Genomic DNA, 16,558 nt, shown 5'->3' with positions numbered 1-16,558 from the left:
TGGGGGCGGTGCGGCGGCGGGCCGGGGAGCGGCGCGGGGGAGGCCGGGCAGTTCAGGGAGTGGAGAGCTCGAACCGCGTCACGCGGACGGAGCCGCCGAGCGCCTGGGTCGCGTGGTTGAAGAGGGCGAACCGGTAACCCATGAAGAACCGCCAGTCGTTGCCCAGGGAGAACGCGGGGCCGAGCCGTGTGAAGGTGACGCCGTCGGAGCTGTAGGAGAAGACGCCGGGCCGGGACGCGCCGGGCCGGATGTCGGCGCCGGCCCGCAGCCAGAGGCGGCCGCCGCTCGGCACGCTCGCGCTCGCGCGGACGGTTCCCGTTCCGGTGGTCTTCCAGTTACCGTCCATGGTCAGCCCGTCGACCATGACCACGCGGGTGACGCCGCCGTCGCGCTGGAGCCCGATCCACGCGGAGGAGTCGCGCAGCAGCGCGAGACCGGCCCGGTCGCCGTCCCGCATCGCCGAGTGCTCGAGCTGGATCGTCGCGGTGGACGTGGGGCCCTGGATACGGTGGGTGAGCGTGTTGCGGGCCCCGTAGAGGTCGTTGGTGACCGTCGCCGTGCGCAGGGTCAGTCCGTCGCCCGCGGACCACTTGCTGTTGTCCGGATTGTGGTTCCACTCCCACTTCGGTTTGAGGACTGTGCCGTCGAAGGTGTCGACGCCGGTGAGGGGAGTGACCTGACGGGGCGGTGTCGGCACGACGGGGCTGGGATACGACGTGCCCCAGGCGCCGTTCACGAGCTGCAGGACGGGCCAGCCGTCCGCGGTCCAGGTGACGGGGGCCAGGGCGGGCATCCTTCCGCCGGGATAGGCGTCGACGAAGGCCATGTAGTACCAGGCTCCGGCCTGCGTCCGCACCAGCCCGCCCTGGTGCGGAACGCCGCCGCCCTGCACCGGACCGGGCAGGTTGAGCAGGACCTGGCGCAGTGTGTACGGCCCGAAGGGGCCGCTGGTCGACTTCAGGATGTACTGGCCGTTGGCGGGGCGGGTCAGGAAGATGTAGTAGTTCCCGTTGATCTTGTAGAAGCGGGAGCCCTCCAGTGTGCCGATGCTGGACGGCGTGCTGAACACCTGCTGCGACCGCACCTGGCTGCGTCCGTCCGGGGACAGCTGGGCCACGCTGATGGCGCTGTTCCCGTACGCGACGTACAGGGTGTCGTCGTCGTCCACCAGCAGCCCCGCGTCGTAATAGACCTGGCTGAGCGTTGCGTGTCTCTTCCACGGGCCCTCGACGGACGTGGCGGTGTAGAGGTAGGTCTGTGCGAAGTCGATCTGGCCGAGCCAGTAGAAGGTGCCGTTGCCGGGACGGTAGGCCAGCGACGACGCCCAGACGCCTCGGACGTAACCTCGGCCGCCGTTCAGGTCGTACTTGGACCCGAAGTCGAGCACGGGCACGGAGTGGCCGGCGATCTCCCAGTTCACGAGGTCGTACGAGCGGAGCACGGGAGCGCCGGGGGAGTAGTGCATCGTCGACGCGGAGCAGTAGTACGTGCCGCCGACGCGGATGATGTCGATGTCGGCGAAGTCCTGCCAGATCACCGGGTTCGGGTACGAGGCCGCTGCCGCGTCCGTCGTTGCTGCTCGTGCCCGGTTCGCCGGGCCGAGGGGCGACAGGGCGCCGGCAGCCATCCCGCCGGTCACTGCCAACGCCGTACGGCGACTGACCGAATGATGCGTATATGTCATGTAGCTCACTGCCCTTCCGGGTGGGCCTGCGGCGCGGTGGGGGTCGGGCTGGCTGTGTGCGAGCTGTGATGTCGTTCCGTATGTCGAACGCTGATTGAGTCCATGAACGTCCTCGGATCATAGAAGCTCCTGACGGTGCGTCAATCCCCTTCGCATCATGCGTTGCCGAAGTCGAAATATTTCGTTGAGGCAAGTCCGACGGACCCGCTCCGGTCCGCGTCGGAGGGGTCAATGTGGGGGGAATCCGACTCTGTCGAGGCGTATTGGCTGGAAAAGGAGCGGATCTGCGAGCCTGGGACATCGAATCATGTGATGTCTCTTGACGATCGCTGCGAGATTCCTATCATCCAGAGGTGTCCGAATCGACGATCCATGTTCGGCATCACGAACAGTTGAGGTGGTTCGGTATCGCTCCGCCGATCCGGCGCCGCGGCCCCCGGCCCGGGCGCGGGACCGGAGGAGCATGCGCCGCTGCATTCAGCGTCATCCGTATCCGTAAGGGCAACCGACCTCGCCCCGCAGTCCGGCGCGCCACCGCCGATCTTCCGGCCCTTCGGCCCGTCGACGGTGAGGGCGGTGGTCCCGGGCGGCCCGACGCGAGCGAGGGCGCCGTATCAGTCGACGTAACCGCCATCGAACACCGTTGACGGCACGTCACCAGTGACAGACCTGCGGAAGGAGTCTCGTGAAATCGAGGCGCAAGGCATGGCCCGCCGCGCTCGCGGCAGTCGTCGCCCTGGTCATGGGTGCGACGACGGCGTACGGCAGTTCGTCCGGCGGTCCGCAATCCTCAGCACCCAGGGCGGCCTCGGCGACAGCCGGCTGCGGCAGGGCCCCCGGGCTGACGAGCGGCGCCCACACCGTGCAGAGCGGCGGCAAGAGCCGCAACTACACCTTGAAGGTTCCGGACAACTACGACCGCAACCGCCCCTACCGTCTGGTCTTCGGGTTCCACTGGCTGGGCGGCACCGCCACCGACGTGGCCACGGGGCGGACGGTGGAGACGGGCGCCTGGGCCTACTACGGGCTCCAACGACTGGCCAACAACAGCACCATCTTCGTCGCCCCCCAGGGACTCAACAACGGCTGGGGCAACGCGGGCGGTGAGGACGTGGCGTTCGTCGACACCATGCGCACCCAGATCGAGGCCGCTCTGTGCGTCGACACGTCACGGCGCTTCGCTCTCGGCTTCAGCTACGGGGCCGCCATGAGCTATGCCCTCGCGTGCGCCAGGCCGACCGAGTTCCGTGCGGTCGCGGTGCAGTCCGGCGGACAGCTCAGCGGCTGCAGCGGTGGCGCCCTGCCTGTCGCGTACCTCGGGGTGCACGGCATCAGGGACAGCGTCCTCGGCGTCTCCGGCGGACGCGCACTGCGCGACCGGTTCGTCCGCAACAACGGTTGCTCCGCCCAGAACCCGCCCGAGCCGGCACAGGGAAGCCGCACCCACCGGGTCACCGCCTACTCCGGCTGCTCGTCCGGCCATCCGGTCGTCTGGGCCGCGTTCGACGAGGGCCACATCGCGGCTCCGCAGGACGGGGCCGGCGGAGACAGCGGCTCCAGGACCTGGGTGCCCGGCGAGATCTGGAAGTTCTTCAGCCAGTTCTAGCCAGGCCGTGTCCCGGTCCTTCACGACCTCACCCGGGCTCGAAGCACCCGAGCGGCCCGAGCCGCGTCGCGAAGGGCCGGACTCCGCGCAGCGCACGGGCGCCGAGCGCGGGCCCGCACCTCCCACCCGCGGGACAGAGACCCGTCCCCGAACAAGGAGCGCACACATGACCAACCGTCATCAGTGGCTACGCCGACTTCCGCTCACCGTGGCGGCGACCGGAGCGGCAGTCGCGCTGAGCGCCGGGCTGCTCACCGGCACGGCCTCGACCGCCCAGGCCGCCGGCACCGGACCCTGCGACATCTACGCCTCCGGCCGCACCCCGTGCGTCGCCGCGCACAGCACGACCCGTGCCCTCTACGGCTCCTACAACGGCCCGCTCTACCAGGTACGCCGAGCCTCCGACAACGCCACGCGGGACATCGGCGTCCTGAGCCAGGGCGGATACGCCAACGCAGCCGCACAGGACTCGTTCTGCGCCGGCACGACGTGCCTCATCACCGTCGTCTACGACCAGTCGGGCAGGGGCAACCGGCTCACCCAGGCCCCTCCCGGCGGATTCCCCGGCCCCGCGCCGGGCGGCTACGACAACCTCGCGAACGCGACCGCGGCCCCCATCACCATCGCCGGCCACAAGGCGTACGGGGTGTTCGTCGCCCCCGGCACCGGCTACCGCAACAACAACACCAACGGCGTGGCGAAGGGCGACCAGCCCGAGGGCATGTACGCCGTCCTCAACGGCCAGCACTACAACGGCGGTTGCTGCTTCGACTACGGGAACGCCGAGACCAACAGCCGGGACAACGGCAACGGCACCATGGAGACCATCTACTTCGGCAACATCAAGGTCTGGGGCTACGGCGCCGGAAACGGACCCTGGATCATGGCCGACCTCGAGAACGGCCTGTTCTCCGGGGTGAACCGGCGCTACAACGCCAACGACCCGAGCATCAGCCACCGTTACCTGACCGCCATCGTCAAGGGCGAGCCGAACCACTGGTCGATCCGCGGCGGCAACGCCCAGTCGGGCGGACTGTCGACGTTCTACAACGGGCCGCGGCCCAACGTGGCGGGCTACAACCCGATGAAGAAGGAAGGCGCCATCATCCTCGGCATCGGCGGCGACAACAGCCATGGATCCGCCGGTACCTTCTACGAAGGCGTCATGACCTCCGGCTACCCGTCGGACGCCACCGAGAACGCCGTACAGGCCAACGTCAACGCGGCCGGCTACGGACGGTCCTGACCAGCGCCGGCTTCGACCGGCGGCTCGGAGCTCCGGGGCGCCGAGCCGCCGACGCGCCACCCGGGGACACGCCCGCCCGCGCCCCCGGGGCGGCCGCCCGGCCCCGTGCGGACGGGGTGACGACGGTCGATCGGATGACACCCTCACGCCGGAGGAACCGGGCGGCACGCTGTCCGAGGCAGACGGGGACACGCCCGGCAGTGGCTCACGGCCGGGGGATCGCCGTGCTTGCGTAGGACGCCGACGGGTGACGTACCGTCAGGAGGCGGGAAACCGGCCTGCCTTCGGCGCCGACCCGGCGGCATGCCGCGCCGGAGCGGCTCGGCGGCGTGCGGTCTGCGCGGCGAAGGCGTCGATCAGTGCGAAGGTGCGTGCGGGCTGTTCGAGGTGGGGCAGGTGGCCCGCTTCGGCGACCACTGCGAAGCGGGCGTTCCCGAAGGACGCGGCGTACTCCTCGCCGTAGGCCGGCGTCGCGATGCGGTCGCTCTCGCCCCACAGGACGAGGGTCGGGACGTCGACGGCCGCGAGGCGGGGACGGAGGGCGGGGTCGCTCATGGCGGGGCCGCCGGAGAAGACCCGCAGGGCGGCCATGTCGGCCTGGACGGCGGCGAGGCGATCGGCCGGCACGGTCGCGGGGTCGACGTAGAAGCGCTCGGAGTCGTGGAACGCGTGCTCGGCCACGCCTCGCGCGTCCAGGGCGAAGAAGTCCTGGACGGGTTCGCCGGCGACCTCGATGCCCACCGCGTTCAGCAGGATCAGTCCGCTGATCAGGCCTTCTGTGTCGGCCGCGGCCAGCTCCGCGCCGATCCAGCCGCCCAGTGAGGAGCCGACGACCAGGACGTCGGACAGATGTCGGTCGTGCAGCAGGCGGAGGTAGCCGGCCGCGAGGTCGGCGACGCTGCTCAGGTGCTCGCGGAGTGCTTCGAGGGCCTGGCGGAGGCCGAGCGGGAGGCGTTGCTGGGGCTGCTGCTGAAGATCGAGGGGCGGGGCAAGGGGGAGGACGCACCCGAGGGCGCGGCCGCCGAGTAGCGGCGCGCCCTCAGAGGAAGGGTTCGCCCGCACAAGGAAGGGTTCGCTTGCGCAGGACGGGCGCGCCTGCACAGGAAGGGCTCGCGCCGCCGGCGGCCCGGGTGAGCGCCCGGTGCGTCCACGGTGCGCCGCCCGACGCCGCGTCTCAGCGGGTCGGTGCGACGCCCGTGCGCTCGTGGTGCGGGCCGGAACCCGATCGGGCGGCAGGCGGCGCCGGACCTGAGGTCGCGCCCGGGACGCGGGCCGGGCCGCCGCCCGCACGGGGTGGGGCAGAGGCCGGGGGCGAGGCGGAGGGGGCGGCCGCGGCGTCGGGGGAAGGGCCGACGGATTCGGTCGCCGCCGGTTCGTCCGAGGCGTCGGTCAGGCTGGCGGCCAGCCACTGCTCGACGGCGGTGATGTGGACGGTCGCGGCCGACGCGGCGAGCAGGGCGTCGCGTGAGATGAGCGCGGCGAGGATCTGCTCGTGGTCCCGATGGGCGTGGTCCAGGGCGTGACGGGTCCGGCTGCCGCGGACGATGCGGACGCGCTGTGTGCGGGTGGAGACCACCTGCAGCAGCATCGACAGCACGGGGTTGCCGACGGCTTCGACGATCCTGAGGTGGAAGGCCGTGTCATGGGCGACGAACTCCTCCACCGTGGCGACGGTCCGGGACCGGTCCAGGATGTCGCGCAGTTCCCGGAGGTCCTTCGGCGTCAGCAGCGCCGCGGCCAGTCCGGTCGCCTGCGGTTCGAGCAGCCGGCGCACCTGCAGCAACTGCAGAGCCGCGTGGCCCTGGGAGACGTCGGCGGCGAAGGAGAGGGTCTCCAGGAGGAGATGGGGCTCGAGGCTGGAGACGTAGGTGCCGTCGCCCTGGCGGGTGATCAGGATCCGCATGGCGGCCAGCGCACGGACGGCCTCACGCAGCGAGCTCCGGGACAGTCCGAGCTGTTCGGCGAGGACCTCTTCCTTCGGCAGCCGGGAACCGGGCGCGAGCTCGCCTGCGACGATCATCGCCTTGATCTTGTCGATCGCGTCGTCCGTCAGTGCCACGCGCGTGCCTCTCGGTGCTGGGGGTGGGGGGGCGGCGGCTCTGCCGGGCCCGGCATGACGCCGGCGGAGCCGCAGGCGGGAGGCGGTTACTCCTGCTTCTCGCCGGAGGCGAAGCGGGAGATGACCAGGGCGACGATGATGATGGCGCCGTTGAGGAACTGGTTCCACAGCGGAGGCACGCCCGCCAGCGTCATGACGTTCACGACCAGCTGCAGGGTGAGGACGCCGGTGAGGGCGCCGAACACGGAGCCCTTGCCGCCGTTGAGGCTGACCCCGCCGATGACGGTCGCGGCGAAGACCTGGAAGATCCAGCCGCTGCCCTGGGTGGCGGAGATGGAGCCGTAGTGGCCGCTGTAGAGGATGCCGGCGAACGCGGCGAGGACGCTGCCGAGGATGAGGACGATCCACACGATGCGGTCGACGCGGATGCCGGCGGTACGGGCCGCCTCCGCGTTGCCGCCGATCGCGTAGAGCGCCCGGCCGTGACGGAGCCAGGCCAGTGCACTGCCCCCGAGGGCGAAGAGCAGCGCGCACACCCAGATGGCGGCGGGCATGCCCAGCCAGGACGCCTTGCCCAGATAGGTGAAGGACGAGGGCAGCTCGACGATGGACTGGCCCTCGGAGAGGGCGACCTGCAGACCGCGGAGCATGGTCAGGGCGCCGAGCGTGACGATGAAGCCGTTGAGGCGCAGCTTGAGGATGAGGAAGCCGTTGACGGCTCCGATCAGCGCGCCGACCAGCAGGCAGAGCGGGACGGCCGTCCACTCGGGGAGGAGGCCGAGCCCGTTGAACCGGCCGCCGCTGGAGGGCAGTACGAGCCAGACGGCGATGACGGGGGCCACGCCGATGGTGGACTCCAGCGACAGGTCCATCCGTCCGGCGATCAGGATGAACGTCGTGGCGAGCACCAGCAGACTCAGCTCGGTGGACTGCTGGGCCACACCGATCAGGTTGTCGGCGGTGAGAAAGGCCGGCGAGACGATGAACCCGATCAGGCCGAGGACGAGGATCGCCGGGACCAGGGACAGCTCACGGAAGCGTCCGAGGTCGACCGGGCGGCGGACGGCGTCGCCGCCGGCCGGCCCGGCCTTGCTCGCGGTGGGCTCGGTGAGATCTGTGGTGGCGGACATGACTACCTTCCGTGCTCGTCTGCGCCGGATGAGGCGGACAGGGGTGACGCGATGACGTGGGTGGCGCCGCCGGAGACGCCCTCGATGGCGGCGACGACGTCCTCGTCCTTCCAGCCGCGGGCGAACTCGGCGACGACCCGCCCGTGGAACATGACGACGACCCGGTCGCAGGCCTTGAGGTCGTCCAGCTCGTCGGAGACGATCAGCGCGGCCTTGTCGTCGTCGGCGACCTGCCGGATCCTGGCGAGCAGGAATTCCTTGGACTTGACGTCCACGCCGTTGGTGGGCCGGATGGCCACCAGTACGTCGGGGACGGTGGCCAGGGCGCGTGCGACGACGACCTTCTGCTGGTTGCCTCCGGAGAGGGCGGAGACCGGGGTGCCGGCTCCGGGGGTCTTGATGTCGAGGTCGCGGATCATGTTCCGGGCGAACGCCCTGGTCCGGGCGGGGAGCACCGTGCCGAACGGGCCGAGCTGGTCGGTGACGGTCAGGGTCGCGTTCTCCGCCACGCTGCGGTTGCCGACCAGTCCCTGGAGGTGGCGGTCCTCGGGGACGAATCCGACCCCGGCGGCGAGCGCGGACGGCACACTGCCGGTGCGCACGGGCCTGCCGTGCACCGAGATCCGGCCCGTCCTGGCCCGGTGCAGCCCGGCGATCGCCTCACCCACCTGCACGTTGCCGCTGGCCGTCGCCCCGGCGAGCCCGACGACCTCGCCGGAGCGGACCGTCAAGGAGATGTCCTCGCAGGCGCCGGGCAGCGTCAGCGCGTCCAGCGTCAGCAGTTCCGCGGCGTCCGCCCGGGCGGCCCGGGGGCGGGGGGGGGGGGGGAGCGCGCCGGCCGACTCGCCGGTCATGGCCTCCACCAGGGCCTGGTGTCCGAGCTCGGCGACGGGCGCGGTGAGGATGTGGGCCGCGTCGCGGTAGACGGTGACCGTGGTGCAGAGGTCGTACACCTCCTGCAGATGGTGCGAGATGAAGAGGAAGGCGACGCCCTGACGCTGGAGGTCGCGGAGCTTGTCGAAAAGCCGCTCGATGCCGCGGGCGTCGAGTTTGGCCGTCGGCTCGTCGAGGATGATGAAGCGCGCGCCGAAGGACAGGGCCCGCGCGATCTCGACGAACTGACGCTGCTCGACGGTGAGGTCCCTGGCCCGCGCGGCGGGGTCGACGGCCACGCCGTACTCGCCGAGCAGCTCCTCGGCACGCCGGCGCAGTCGCTTCCAGCGGATGGGCCGGACGGCGCCGCCGCTCTGCCGGTTGAGGAAGAGGTTCTCCGCGACGGTCAGCTCACCGATGATCGTGGAACGCTGGTAGACACAGGCGACGCGGGAGCGCCAGGCGTCGATGTCGCCGACGGCGGGGGCGGCCTCGCCGGCGAAGCGCAGGCTTCCGGTATCGGGCTGCTGGAGGCCGGTGAGGATGGACACGAGCGTCGACTTGCCGGCGCCGTTGCGTCCGACCAGGGCGTGCGATTCACCGGGGGCGACGGCGATACGGGCGTCGCGCAGCGCCACGGTCGCGCCGAATCGTTTGCTGATGCCGGTCGCCTCGGCCACCGGGGCCGGGGTGCCGGGGCCGGCCGCAGAGGCGGTCGCGGTGTCCGCCATGGTGGATACCGTCCTTCGTGTACGGGGGGCTGGGACCGGGGGCGGGTGTGCACCCGGGCCGGCGGGGGGCGGGCCTCGGGCGTGGTCCGTCCCCCGGCGCGGTGTGCTGGGGCCGGCGGCCGTCAGCCGACGTTGTTGCCCCACAGGGTCTTGTCGTCCACGTTGTCCTTGGTGACCAGCGGTGCCGGCAGCTGGTCCTCGAGGCCGTTGGGGATCTTGATGATGGTGGAGTCGTGGTCGGTGGCGCCCGGCTTGAAGGTCTTCCCCTCGGCTGCGGCCTCGGCGTAGTACAGCGCGTACTTGGCGTAGAGGTCCGCGGGCTGGGAGACGGTGGCGTCGATCTGGCCCTTGCGGATCGCGTCGAACTCCTGCGGGATGCCGTCGTTGGAGACGATGGAGATGTGGCCCTTCTGGCCTGCGGGCTTGAGCAGTCCCTTCTGCTCCAGCAGGGCCAGGGTCGGCTGCAGGAAGACACCGCCGGCCTGCATGTAGACGCCGTTCAGGTCGGGGTGCTGGGCGAGCAGGCTCTGCAGCTTGGCGGAGGCCACGTCGCCCTTCCAGTCGGTGGGCAGCTCGAAGACCTTGATCTTCGGGAACTTGGTCTTCATGCACTCCGCGAAGGCCTCGGAGCGGTCGCGCCCGTTGATCGAGTCCAGGGCCCCTTGGAGTTCGGCGACCTTGCCCGTGCCGCCCAGCTGCTTGCCGAGGAACTCGCAGGCCTTGGTGCCGTACGCGCGGTTGTCCGCGCGGACGACCATGTAGACGTCGCCCTTGTCGGGTCTGGTGTCCACGCTGACCACCGGGATCTTCTTCGACGCGAGGGTGTCGAGGGTCGACGCGATCGCGCCGGTGTCCTGGGGGGCCATGACGACGGCCTTGGCTCCGGTGTTCTGGAACACCTGGACGTTGGCGACCAGCTTGGTGACGTCGTTCTGCGAGTTGCTCAAGGGCAGGGCGTTGACGCCGTCCGTCTTGATGTCGCCCTTGAGGTACTGAGCGTAGGAGTTCCAGAAGTCGGAGTCGGAACGCGGCAGGTCGATGCCGAGGGCGGGCTTGTCGCCGCCCGCGGACGTCGAGCCGGCGCTCTCGCGGTTGCACGCGGTGGCGAGGGCCAGGACCGCGACGACGGCGGTGACTGCTGCGGCGGTGGAGCGGGTGTGAGCGAGCTTCATGGCCGTGTTCTCTCCTAAGCCAGGGGCGCGGGGCCGCAGGGCGACGGTGGGAGGGGAGGCGTACCCGCCTGTCGGGAGGGGGCGGAGGCGCCGGCCGGGCAGGTGCCGATCCTGGTGTCGAATGCGCGGATCGTGCCCGAGGAGAAGGGGAATGAGGGTCAGCCGGTGACCGAGACGGCGGCAGCGGGCGGCCACACGGGTGCGGCCCGAACGGCGCACCGGACGATGCGAACCATTCCTCCGATGTATCTCGGACGACCAGGACGTTACGACGACGTTGCCGAGATTGACAAGACTCCGCGGGCCGACGATTTGCGGCACATCGTGCCGCGAGCCGCCCAGGCGTTGCCCCGCCTCCCGGGATTGTCGGCCGTCATACCGTCCGACCTGGGATTTCAAGGCTGCGCAGGGATCGGGCGGCGGGTTGCTGCGGGCTCACGATTCGGCAACGGCGCCGACGGCCGGGCGGCGGCGGGCCGGACGGGCCCGCCGCGAGGGCGGGGTCCTTCTTCGGGACAATCATTGTCATGTCCGCCCATCCCGCCCCCGCCGAGGCGGACCACCGACCGCACGGCACGGGATTCATCGGATGGTGGCACGTGTGGCGCCACTCACTCCTGGGCGCGGCCATGACGGACGGGGCCCGGAAGGTGCTGGGCCGACACGGGCCCGGAAATACATCCGAGGAATCCATTGTCAGGTGCGGATTCCGCATCTATGGTCGCTCTGCCGCCATACATCCGATGACTGGGTGCGCGGACGCATGAGTACCGCGGAACGGTCCAAGCCCGGACGACCCGACCGGCCCGCCCCACGGCAGGTCGGCCCTCAGACGGAACCCGCACGGCAAAAACCCGCACGGCAGAGGAGTTGCCCCAGTGAAACTGCTTCGAGTCGGCGCCCCCGGACAGGAGCGCCCCGCCGTCCGCACCGACGACGGCCGGCTGCTCGACCTGTCGTCCGTGACGCCGGACATCGACGGCGTCTTCCTGGCCTCGGGCGGAGTCGACCGGGCCCGCGTGGCCGTCACGGCAGGCGAACTGCCCGAGATCGACCCGGCCGGCCTGCGCGTCGGCGCTCCCGTGACCCGTCCCGGCAAGATCGTCTGTGTCGGTCTGAACTACCGCGACCACGCCGCCGAGACCGGAGCGGCGATCCCCCCGCGCCCGGTGGTCTTCATGAAGGACCCGGGCACGGTCGTCGGCCCGTACGACGAGGTGCTGATCCCCCGGGGCTCCGTGAAGACCGACTGGGAGGTCGAACTCGCGGTCGTCATCGGCCGGCGGGCCCGCTATCTCGACGGCCCCGAGGCCGCACGCGCCGTGATCGCGGGATACGCGATCAGTCACGACGTCTCCGAACGCGAGTTCCAGCTCGAGTACTCGTCCCAGTGGGACCTCGGCAAGTCCTGCGAGACCTTCAACCCGCTGGGCCCCTGGCTGGTCACCGCCGACGAGGCCGGCGACCCGCAGAACCTCGCTCTGCAGTTGAGCGTCAACGGCGTGAAACGGCAACAGGGCCACACCGGGGACATGATCTTCGCGGTCGACCACCTCGTGTCCTACCTGAGCCGGTACATGGTCCTGGAACCGGGCGACGTGATCAACACCGGAACGCCCGCGGGTGTGGCTCTCGGCCTCCCCGGAACCCCCTACCTCCGCCCCGGCGACACCGTCGAGCTCTCCGTCGACGGCCTCGGCGCCCAGCGCCAGACCTTCGCCCAAGCGTGAAAGGCAGCACCTTGACTGCAACCTCCGCCCGGATCACCGCGGTCGACACCTACGACGTCCGCTTCCCCACCTCGCGGGAACTGGACGGCTCCGACGCGATGAACCCGGATCCCGACTACTCCGCCGCCTATGTCGTCCTGAGCACCGACGCCGGTGACGGACACGAGGGCCACGGCTTCACCTTCACCATCGGACGGGGCAACGATGTCCAGGTCGCGGCGATCGGGGCGCTGAGACCCCACATCGTCGGGCGGAGCGTCCAGGAACTGTGCGCCGACCCCGGCTCGCTCAGCCGCGATCTGATCGGCGACAGTCAACTGCGGTGGCTCGGCCCCGAGAAGGGCGTGATGCACATGGCGATCGGCGCCGTGCTCAACGCCGTGTGGGACCTCGCCGCCAAGCGCGAGGGCAAGCCGCTGTGGCAGTTGCTCGCCCACGCCGAACCCGAGTGGCTGGTCTCCCAGGTCGACTTCCGCTACATCGCCGACGCGCTCACCCCCGAGGACGCCCTGAGGCTGCTGCGCGAGGGCCGCACCGGCATCGCGGAGCGGGAGACGACTCTGCTGCGGGACGGTTACCCGGGCTACACCACCTCCCCGGGCTGGCTCGGCTATTCCGACGACAAGCTCACCCGGCTGGCCAAGCAGGCCGTCGCCGACGGCTTCACCCAGATCAAGCTGAAGGTCGGCGCGGACCTGGACGACGACATCCGTCGCCTGCGCACCGCCCGCGCCGCCGTCGGCAGCGGAATCCGCATCGCCATCGACGCCAACCAGCGATGGAACGTGGACGAGGCGATCGAGTGGACCAACGCGCTCGCCGAGTTCGACCCGTACTGGATCGAGGAGCCCACCAGCCCGGACGACATCCTCGGCCACGCCGCCGTCCGCCGGGCGGTCGCGCCCGTGAAGGTCGCCACCGGCGAGCACGTGCAGAACCGCATCGTCTTCAAACAGCTCCTCCAGGCCGGCGCCATCGACGTCCTGCAGATCGACGCGGCCCGGGTCGGCGGCGTCAACGAGAACCTCGCGATCCTGCTGCTCGCCGCCAAGTTCGGGGTGCCGGTCTGCCCGCACGCCGGCGGGGTGGGCCTTTGCGAGCTGGTGCAGCACCTGTCGATGTTCGACTACCTGGCGCTCTCCGGCACGACCGAGAACCGCGTCATCGAGTTCGTCGACCACCTCCACGAGCACTTCACCGCGCCCGTGATCATGCGCGACGGCCGTTACCGCGCGCCGCTCGCGCCCGGATTCTCCGCCACCATGCGGGAGGAGTCCATCGCCGCGTACCACTACCCGGACGGCGCGTTCTGGGCCGCCGACCGCGCAGCTCAGGGAGGGACCGCATGACCGATCTGTCAGGGCTCAGGGCGATCGTCACCGGGGGCGCGTCCGGCATCGGGCTTGCGACAGCCCGCACACTGGCGGCGCGGGGCGCGTCGGTCGCCGTCCTCGACCTCGCCCCGGACGGCGTCGGCGAACCGCTGCTCGCCTTCCAGGCCGACGTCACAGACGACTCGTCGGTGCGCGCCGCCGTAGAACGGGCCGCCGAGCGGCTCGGCGGCCTGGACATCCTGGTGAACAACGCGGGCATCGGCGCGGTGGGCACCGTCGAGGACAACACGGACGACGACTGGCACCGGGTCCTGGACGTCAACGTCGTCGGCATCGTGCGCGTCACCCGCGCCGTCCTGCCGCATCTGCGTCGCTCCGCCCATGCGGCAATCGTCAACACCTGCTCGATCGGGGCCACCGCGGGCCTTCCGCAGCGGGCCCTGTACTGCGCCAGCAAGGGGGCGGTCCTCTCGCTCACTCTCGCGATGGCCGCCGACCACGTCCGCGAGGGCATCCGCGTCAACTGCGTCAACCCGGGCACCGCCGACACACCGTGGGTCTCCCGGCTTCTCGACACAGCGGACGACCCCGAGCGCGAGCGCGCCGCGCTCAACGCCCGCCAGCCCATGGGACGCCTGGTCACCGCGGACGAAGTCGCCGCGGCCATCGTCTACCTGGCGAGTCCCGCCGCGGCCTCCGTCACCGGCGCCTCGCTCGCGGTGGACGGGGGCATGCAGGGACTGCGGCTGCGGCCCGCGGACCCGTCGTGACGACCACCGGGCCGGGTGCGGGCACGGCAAGGGTCGCGGAGCTGGCGCTGGGCTGCGCCGCACTCGGCAACCTCTACCGACCGGTCTCCGACGCCGACGCCCGTGCCACCGTGGACGCCGCATGGGACGCCGGCATCCGCACGTTCGACACCGCGCCCCACTACGGGCTCGGCCTGTCGGAACGCCGGCTGGGCGCCGCGCTGCGCGACCGCCCCCGTGACGCCTACACCCTCTCCACCAAGGTGGGGCGGCTGCTCGTCCCGCATCCGCAGGGGGGCGCAGGCGACGACCTGGCACACGGCTTCGCCGTCCCGGCCACTCACCGCAGGGTGTGGGACTTCAGCGCCGACGGGGTGCTGCGGTCCCTGGAGGCCAGCCTTGAACGGCTCGGGGTCGACCGCGTCGACATGGCCCTGCTGCACGACCCCGACGCCCATGCCGAGCAGGCGTTGCGCGAGGCGTACCCGGCGCTGGAGCGGCTGCGCGCAGAAGGCGTGATCGGCGCGATCGGGATCGGAATGAACCAGTCGGCACTGCCCGCCCGGTTCGTGCGCGAGACCGACATCGACGTGGTCCTGCTGGCCGGCCGCTACACGCTCCTGGACCAGGACGGGCTCGCCGAACTGCTCCCGGAGGCGGCAGCCCGCGGCCGCGCCGTCGTCATCGGCGGGGTGTTCAACTCCGGTCTGCTCACCGCGCCCCGGCCCGGCGCCACCTACGACTACGCACCGGCTCCCCGGCCGGTGCTCGACCGGGCGCTGCGGCTGCTGGCGGTCTCCGAGCGCCACGGCGTGCCGCTGCGTGCCGCCGCGCTGCGCTTCCCGTTCGGTCATCCCGCGGTGACGAGCGTCCTGACCGGCGCCCGGTCGCCGCAGGAGGTGCACGACACCGTGCACCAGCTGCGACGCCCGATCCCGGACGCCCTGTGGGACGAGCTGCGAGCCGAGGGACTGCTCGACCCCCGCACCCCCGTCCCCTCGGCCGCGCCGGGCGGGCGGACCGCCCCTGCCGGGCACGCCGCCCGGGCAGATGGAGCAACGCCGTCCGAGGAGCCGTCATGAGGGTCGCCCTGCACACCAAGGTCCGCGCCGACCGTGTCGCGGAGTACGAGGCCGCGCACCGCGAGGTGCCCGAGGAACTGACCGCCGCCATCCGCGCCGCGGGGGTGACCGAGTGGACCATCTGGCGCAGCGGCACGGACCTGTTCCACCTGCTGGACGTCGAGGACTACCCGGCGATGATCGCCGAACTCGAGAAGCTGCCCGTCAACACCGCGTGGCAGGCGCGGATGGGCGACCTGCTCGACGTCGCCCACGACTACTCCGCGGACGGCGCGGACGCCTCGCTGCCGGTGGTGTGGCAGCTGTGACCACGCCGCACGGGTGCGTCAGTTGTCGCGGAGGAACGCCTGGGCCAGCCGGTCCCCGAGGCCGACCGCCGCGCTGTGGCTCTCGATGGGGGACGCCTTCGAGTTCTTGAAGAGGATGTAGGTGACGCCGGAGTCGGCGCCGCCGTTCTCCGGGTCCGGATTTATGCCGAGCGCCTTGGCCGTCGCGTACGAGGCCTCGCCGATGATCTTCGTGGGGCCGGTGTCGCCGACGACCGCGTACTCCACCTTGTTCTGGTAGATCACCGCGACCACCCCGCCGCCCTTGATGCCGGCGGAGCCGTAGTTCCACAGCGAGCTGGAGCTGGGCACGACGACGTAGGGGAGGGCGTCGGCGCGCAGAGGCCTGCCGTCCGACTGGTGGAAGGCCGTGTCGTCCTGGTACCAGGGGTCGGTGGCCTCGCTGCACTTGGAGGTCCGCTGCCCGTCGCAGTCGACGTCCATGTCGGCCTTCCAGAAGACCGCGCCGTTCTTGCCGCACACGGGGACGGTGGCCGAGGTCTCCTCGTCGGTCCGGTACTTGCCGCTCGATATCTGCGAGCACGACGTCACCTTGGCCAGCAGGGCGGCGGCGCTGACCGATCCCTCCTGCGCCGCGGCGGGGCGGTCGGCGTCCGCACCGGAGCCCCGGGCGAGACCGGAGGCGTTCGAGGGCAGGAAGGCGGTGGCCAGGAGAGCGGCGCGGCAGCCGTGACGGTCAGTGATCGAGGGCGCACGGTGGGGACCCTTCTGTTAGGAAAGTTTCCTTACTGGGTGCGGTACAACGTGGACCCTCGTCCTCGATGCCGTCAACCCCCTGCGGGGGACGGGAGATTGGCCGGAATCGAACCGGACCT

The 16,558-nt window shown here is 71.1% G+C and carries 12 protein-coding genes and 2 pseudogenes; 7 read left to right on the top strand and 7 right to left on the bottom strand.

Annotated elements, in window-relative coordinates:
• Positions 1–52: 52 nt before the first annotated feature.
• The gene (locus tag ACN6LD_RS10320; protein WP_445042945.1) at positions 53–1,684 is read right to left on the bottom strand and encodes a family 43 glycosylhydrolase; all 1,632 of its coding nucleotides are present in this window, start codon (positions 1,682–1,684) and stop codon (positions 53–55) included.
• Between the two features lie 685 nt (positions 1,685–2,369).
• Between ACN6LD_RS10320 and ACN6LD_RS10315 the strand changes: the two genes are divergently transcribed.
• Complete coding sequence (locus tag ACN6LD_RS10315) at positions 2,370–3,290, top strand: alpha/beta hydrolase family esterase (RefSeq protein ID WP_445042944.1); 921 nt, start codon at positions 2,370–2,372, stop codon at positions 3,288–3,290.
• Between the two features lie 166 nt (positions 3,291–3,456).
• Positions 3,457–4,524, top strand: a pseudogene (locus ACN6LD_RS10310) (arabinofuranosidase catalytic domain-containing protein); the annotation flags it as partial.
• Positions 4,525–4,794: 270 nt separating this feature from the next.
• On the opposite strand, the gene ACN6LD_RS10305 reads toward ACN6LD_RS10310, so the two are convergent.
• The 5 genes and pseudogenes from ACN6LD_RS10305 to ACN6LD_RS10285 form a co-directional block, all read right to left on the bottom strand.
• Positions 4,795–5,598, bottom strand: a complete 804-nt coding sequence (locus ACN6LD_RS10305) for an alpha/beta fold hydrolase (protein WP_445042943.1) — start codon at positions 5,596–5,598, stop codon at positions 4,795–4,797.
• A gap of 328 nt (positions 5,599–5,926) precedes the next feature.
• A pseudogene (locus ACN6LD_RS10300) lies at positions 5,927–6,595 on the bottom strand (FadR/GntR family transcriptional regulator); the annotation flags it as partial.
• 86 nt (positions 6,596–6,681) lie between these two features.
• Positions 6,682–7,725 carry an ABC transporter permease gene (locus ACN6LD_RS10295; RefSeq protein ID WP_319198141.1) on the bottom strand — a complete coding sequence of 348 codons (1,044 nt, stop codon included), beginning with the start codon at positions 7,723–7,725 and terminating at the stop codon, positions 6,682–6,684.
• 2 nt (positions 7,726–7,727) lie between these two features.
• The gene (locus tag ACN6LD_RS10290) at positions 7,728–9,329 is read right to left on the bottom strand and encodes a sugar ABC transporter ATP-binding protein (protein ID WP_445042942.1); all 1,602 of its coding nucleotides are present in this window, start codon (positions 9,327–9,329) and stop codon (positions 7,728–7,730) included.
• Positions 9,330–9,451: 122 nt separating this feature from the next.
• Positions 9,452–10,501, bottom strand: coding sequence for a sugar ABC transporter substrate-binding protein (locus tag ACN6LD_RS10285; RefSeq protein WP_445042941.1), 1,050 nt, complete (start codon positions 10,499–10,501; stop codon positions 9,452–9,454).
• A gap of 878 nt (positions 10,502–11,379) precedes the next feature.
• Here ACN6LD_RS10285 and ACN6LD_RS10280 point away from each other — a divergent pair.
• The 5 genes from ACN6LD_RS10280 to ACN6LD_RS10260 are packed head-to-tail and all read left to right on the top strand — an operon-like array spanning position 11,380 to position 15,704.
• A complete protein-coding gene (locus tag ACN6LD_RS10280; protein ID WP_319195058.1) occupies positions 11,380–12,231 on the top strand; it encodes a fumarylacetoacetate hydrolase family protein in 852 nt (283 codons plus the stop codon).
• 11 nt (positions 12,232–12,242) lie between these two features.
• Positions 12,243–13,580, top strand: coding sequence for an L-fuconate dehydratase (locus tag ACN6LD_RS10275; RefSeq protein WP_445042940.1), 1,338 nt, complete (start codon positions 12,243–12,245; stop codon positions 13,578–13,580).
• Positions 13,577–14,335 (top strand): SDR family NAD(P)-dependent oxidoreductase, encoded by a 759-nt coding sequence (locus ACN6LD_RS10270; protein WP_319195062.1) that lies wholly within the window; start codon positions 13,577–13,579, stop codon positions 14,333–14,335. The genes ACN6LD_RS10275 and ACN6LD_RS10270 overlap by 4 nt, the downstream gene beginning before the upstream one ends.
• Positions 14,332–15,396 carry an aldo/keto reductase gene (locus ACN6LD_RS10265; RefSeq protein WP_319195063.1) on the top strand — a complete coding sequence of 355 codons (1,065 nt, stop codon included), beginning with the start codon at positions 14,332–14,334 and terminating at the stop codon, positions 15,394–15,396. Before ACN6LD_RS10270 ends, ACN6LD_RS10265 begins: the two co-directional genes overlap by 4 nt.
• Complete coding sequence (locus ACN6LD_RS10260; protein WP_319195065.1) at positions 15,393–15,704, top strand: L-rhamnose mutarotase; 312 nt, start codon at positions 15,393–15,395, stop codon at positions 15,702–15,704. Before ACN6LD_RS10265 ends, ACN6LD_RS10260 begins: the two co-directional genes overlap by 4 nt.
• 18 nt (positions 15,705–15,722) lie before the next feature.
• On the opposite strand, the gene ACN6LD_RS10255 is transcribed toward ACN6LD_RS10260, so the two are convergent.
• Positions 15,723–16,427, bottom strand: coding sequence for a glycoside hydrolase family 75 protein (locus tag ACN6LD_RS10255; protein ID WP_445042961.1), 705 nt, complete (start codon positions 16,425–16,427; stop codon positions 15,723–15,725).
• Positions 16,428–16,558 lie beyond the last annotated feature (131 nt).

The sequence above is a fragment of the Streptomyces sp. SAS_272 genome (assembly GCF_052543235.1).
Note: the sequence above shows the minus strand (reverse complement) of the source record. Positions and strands in the feature narration are given on the sequence as shown.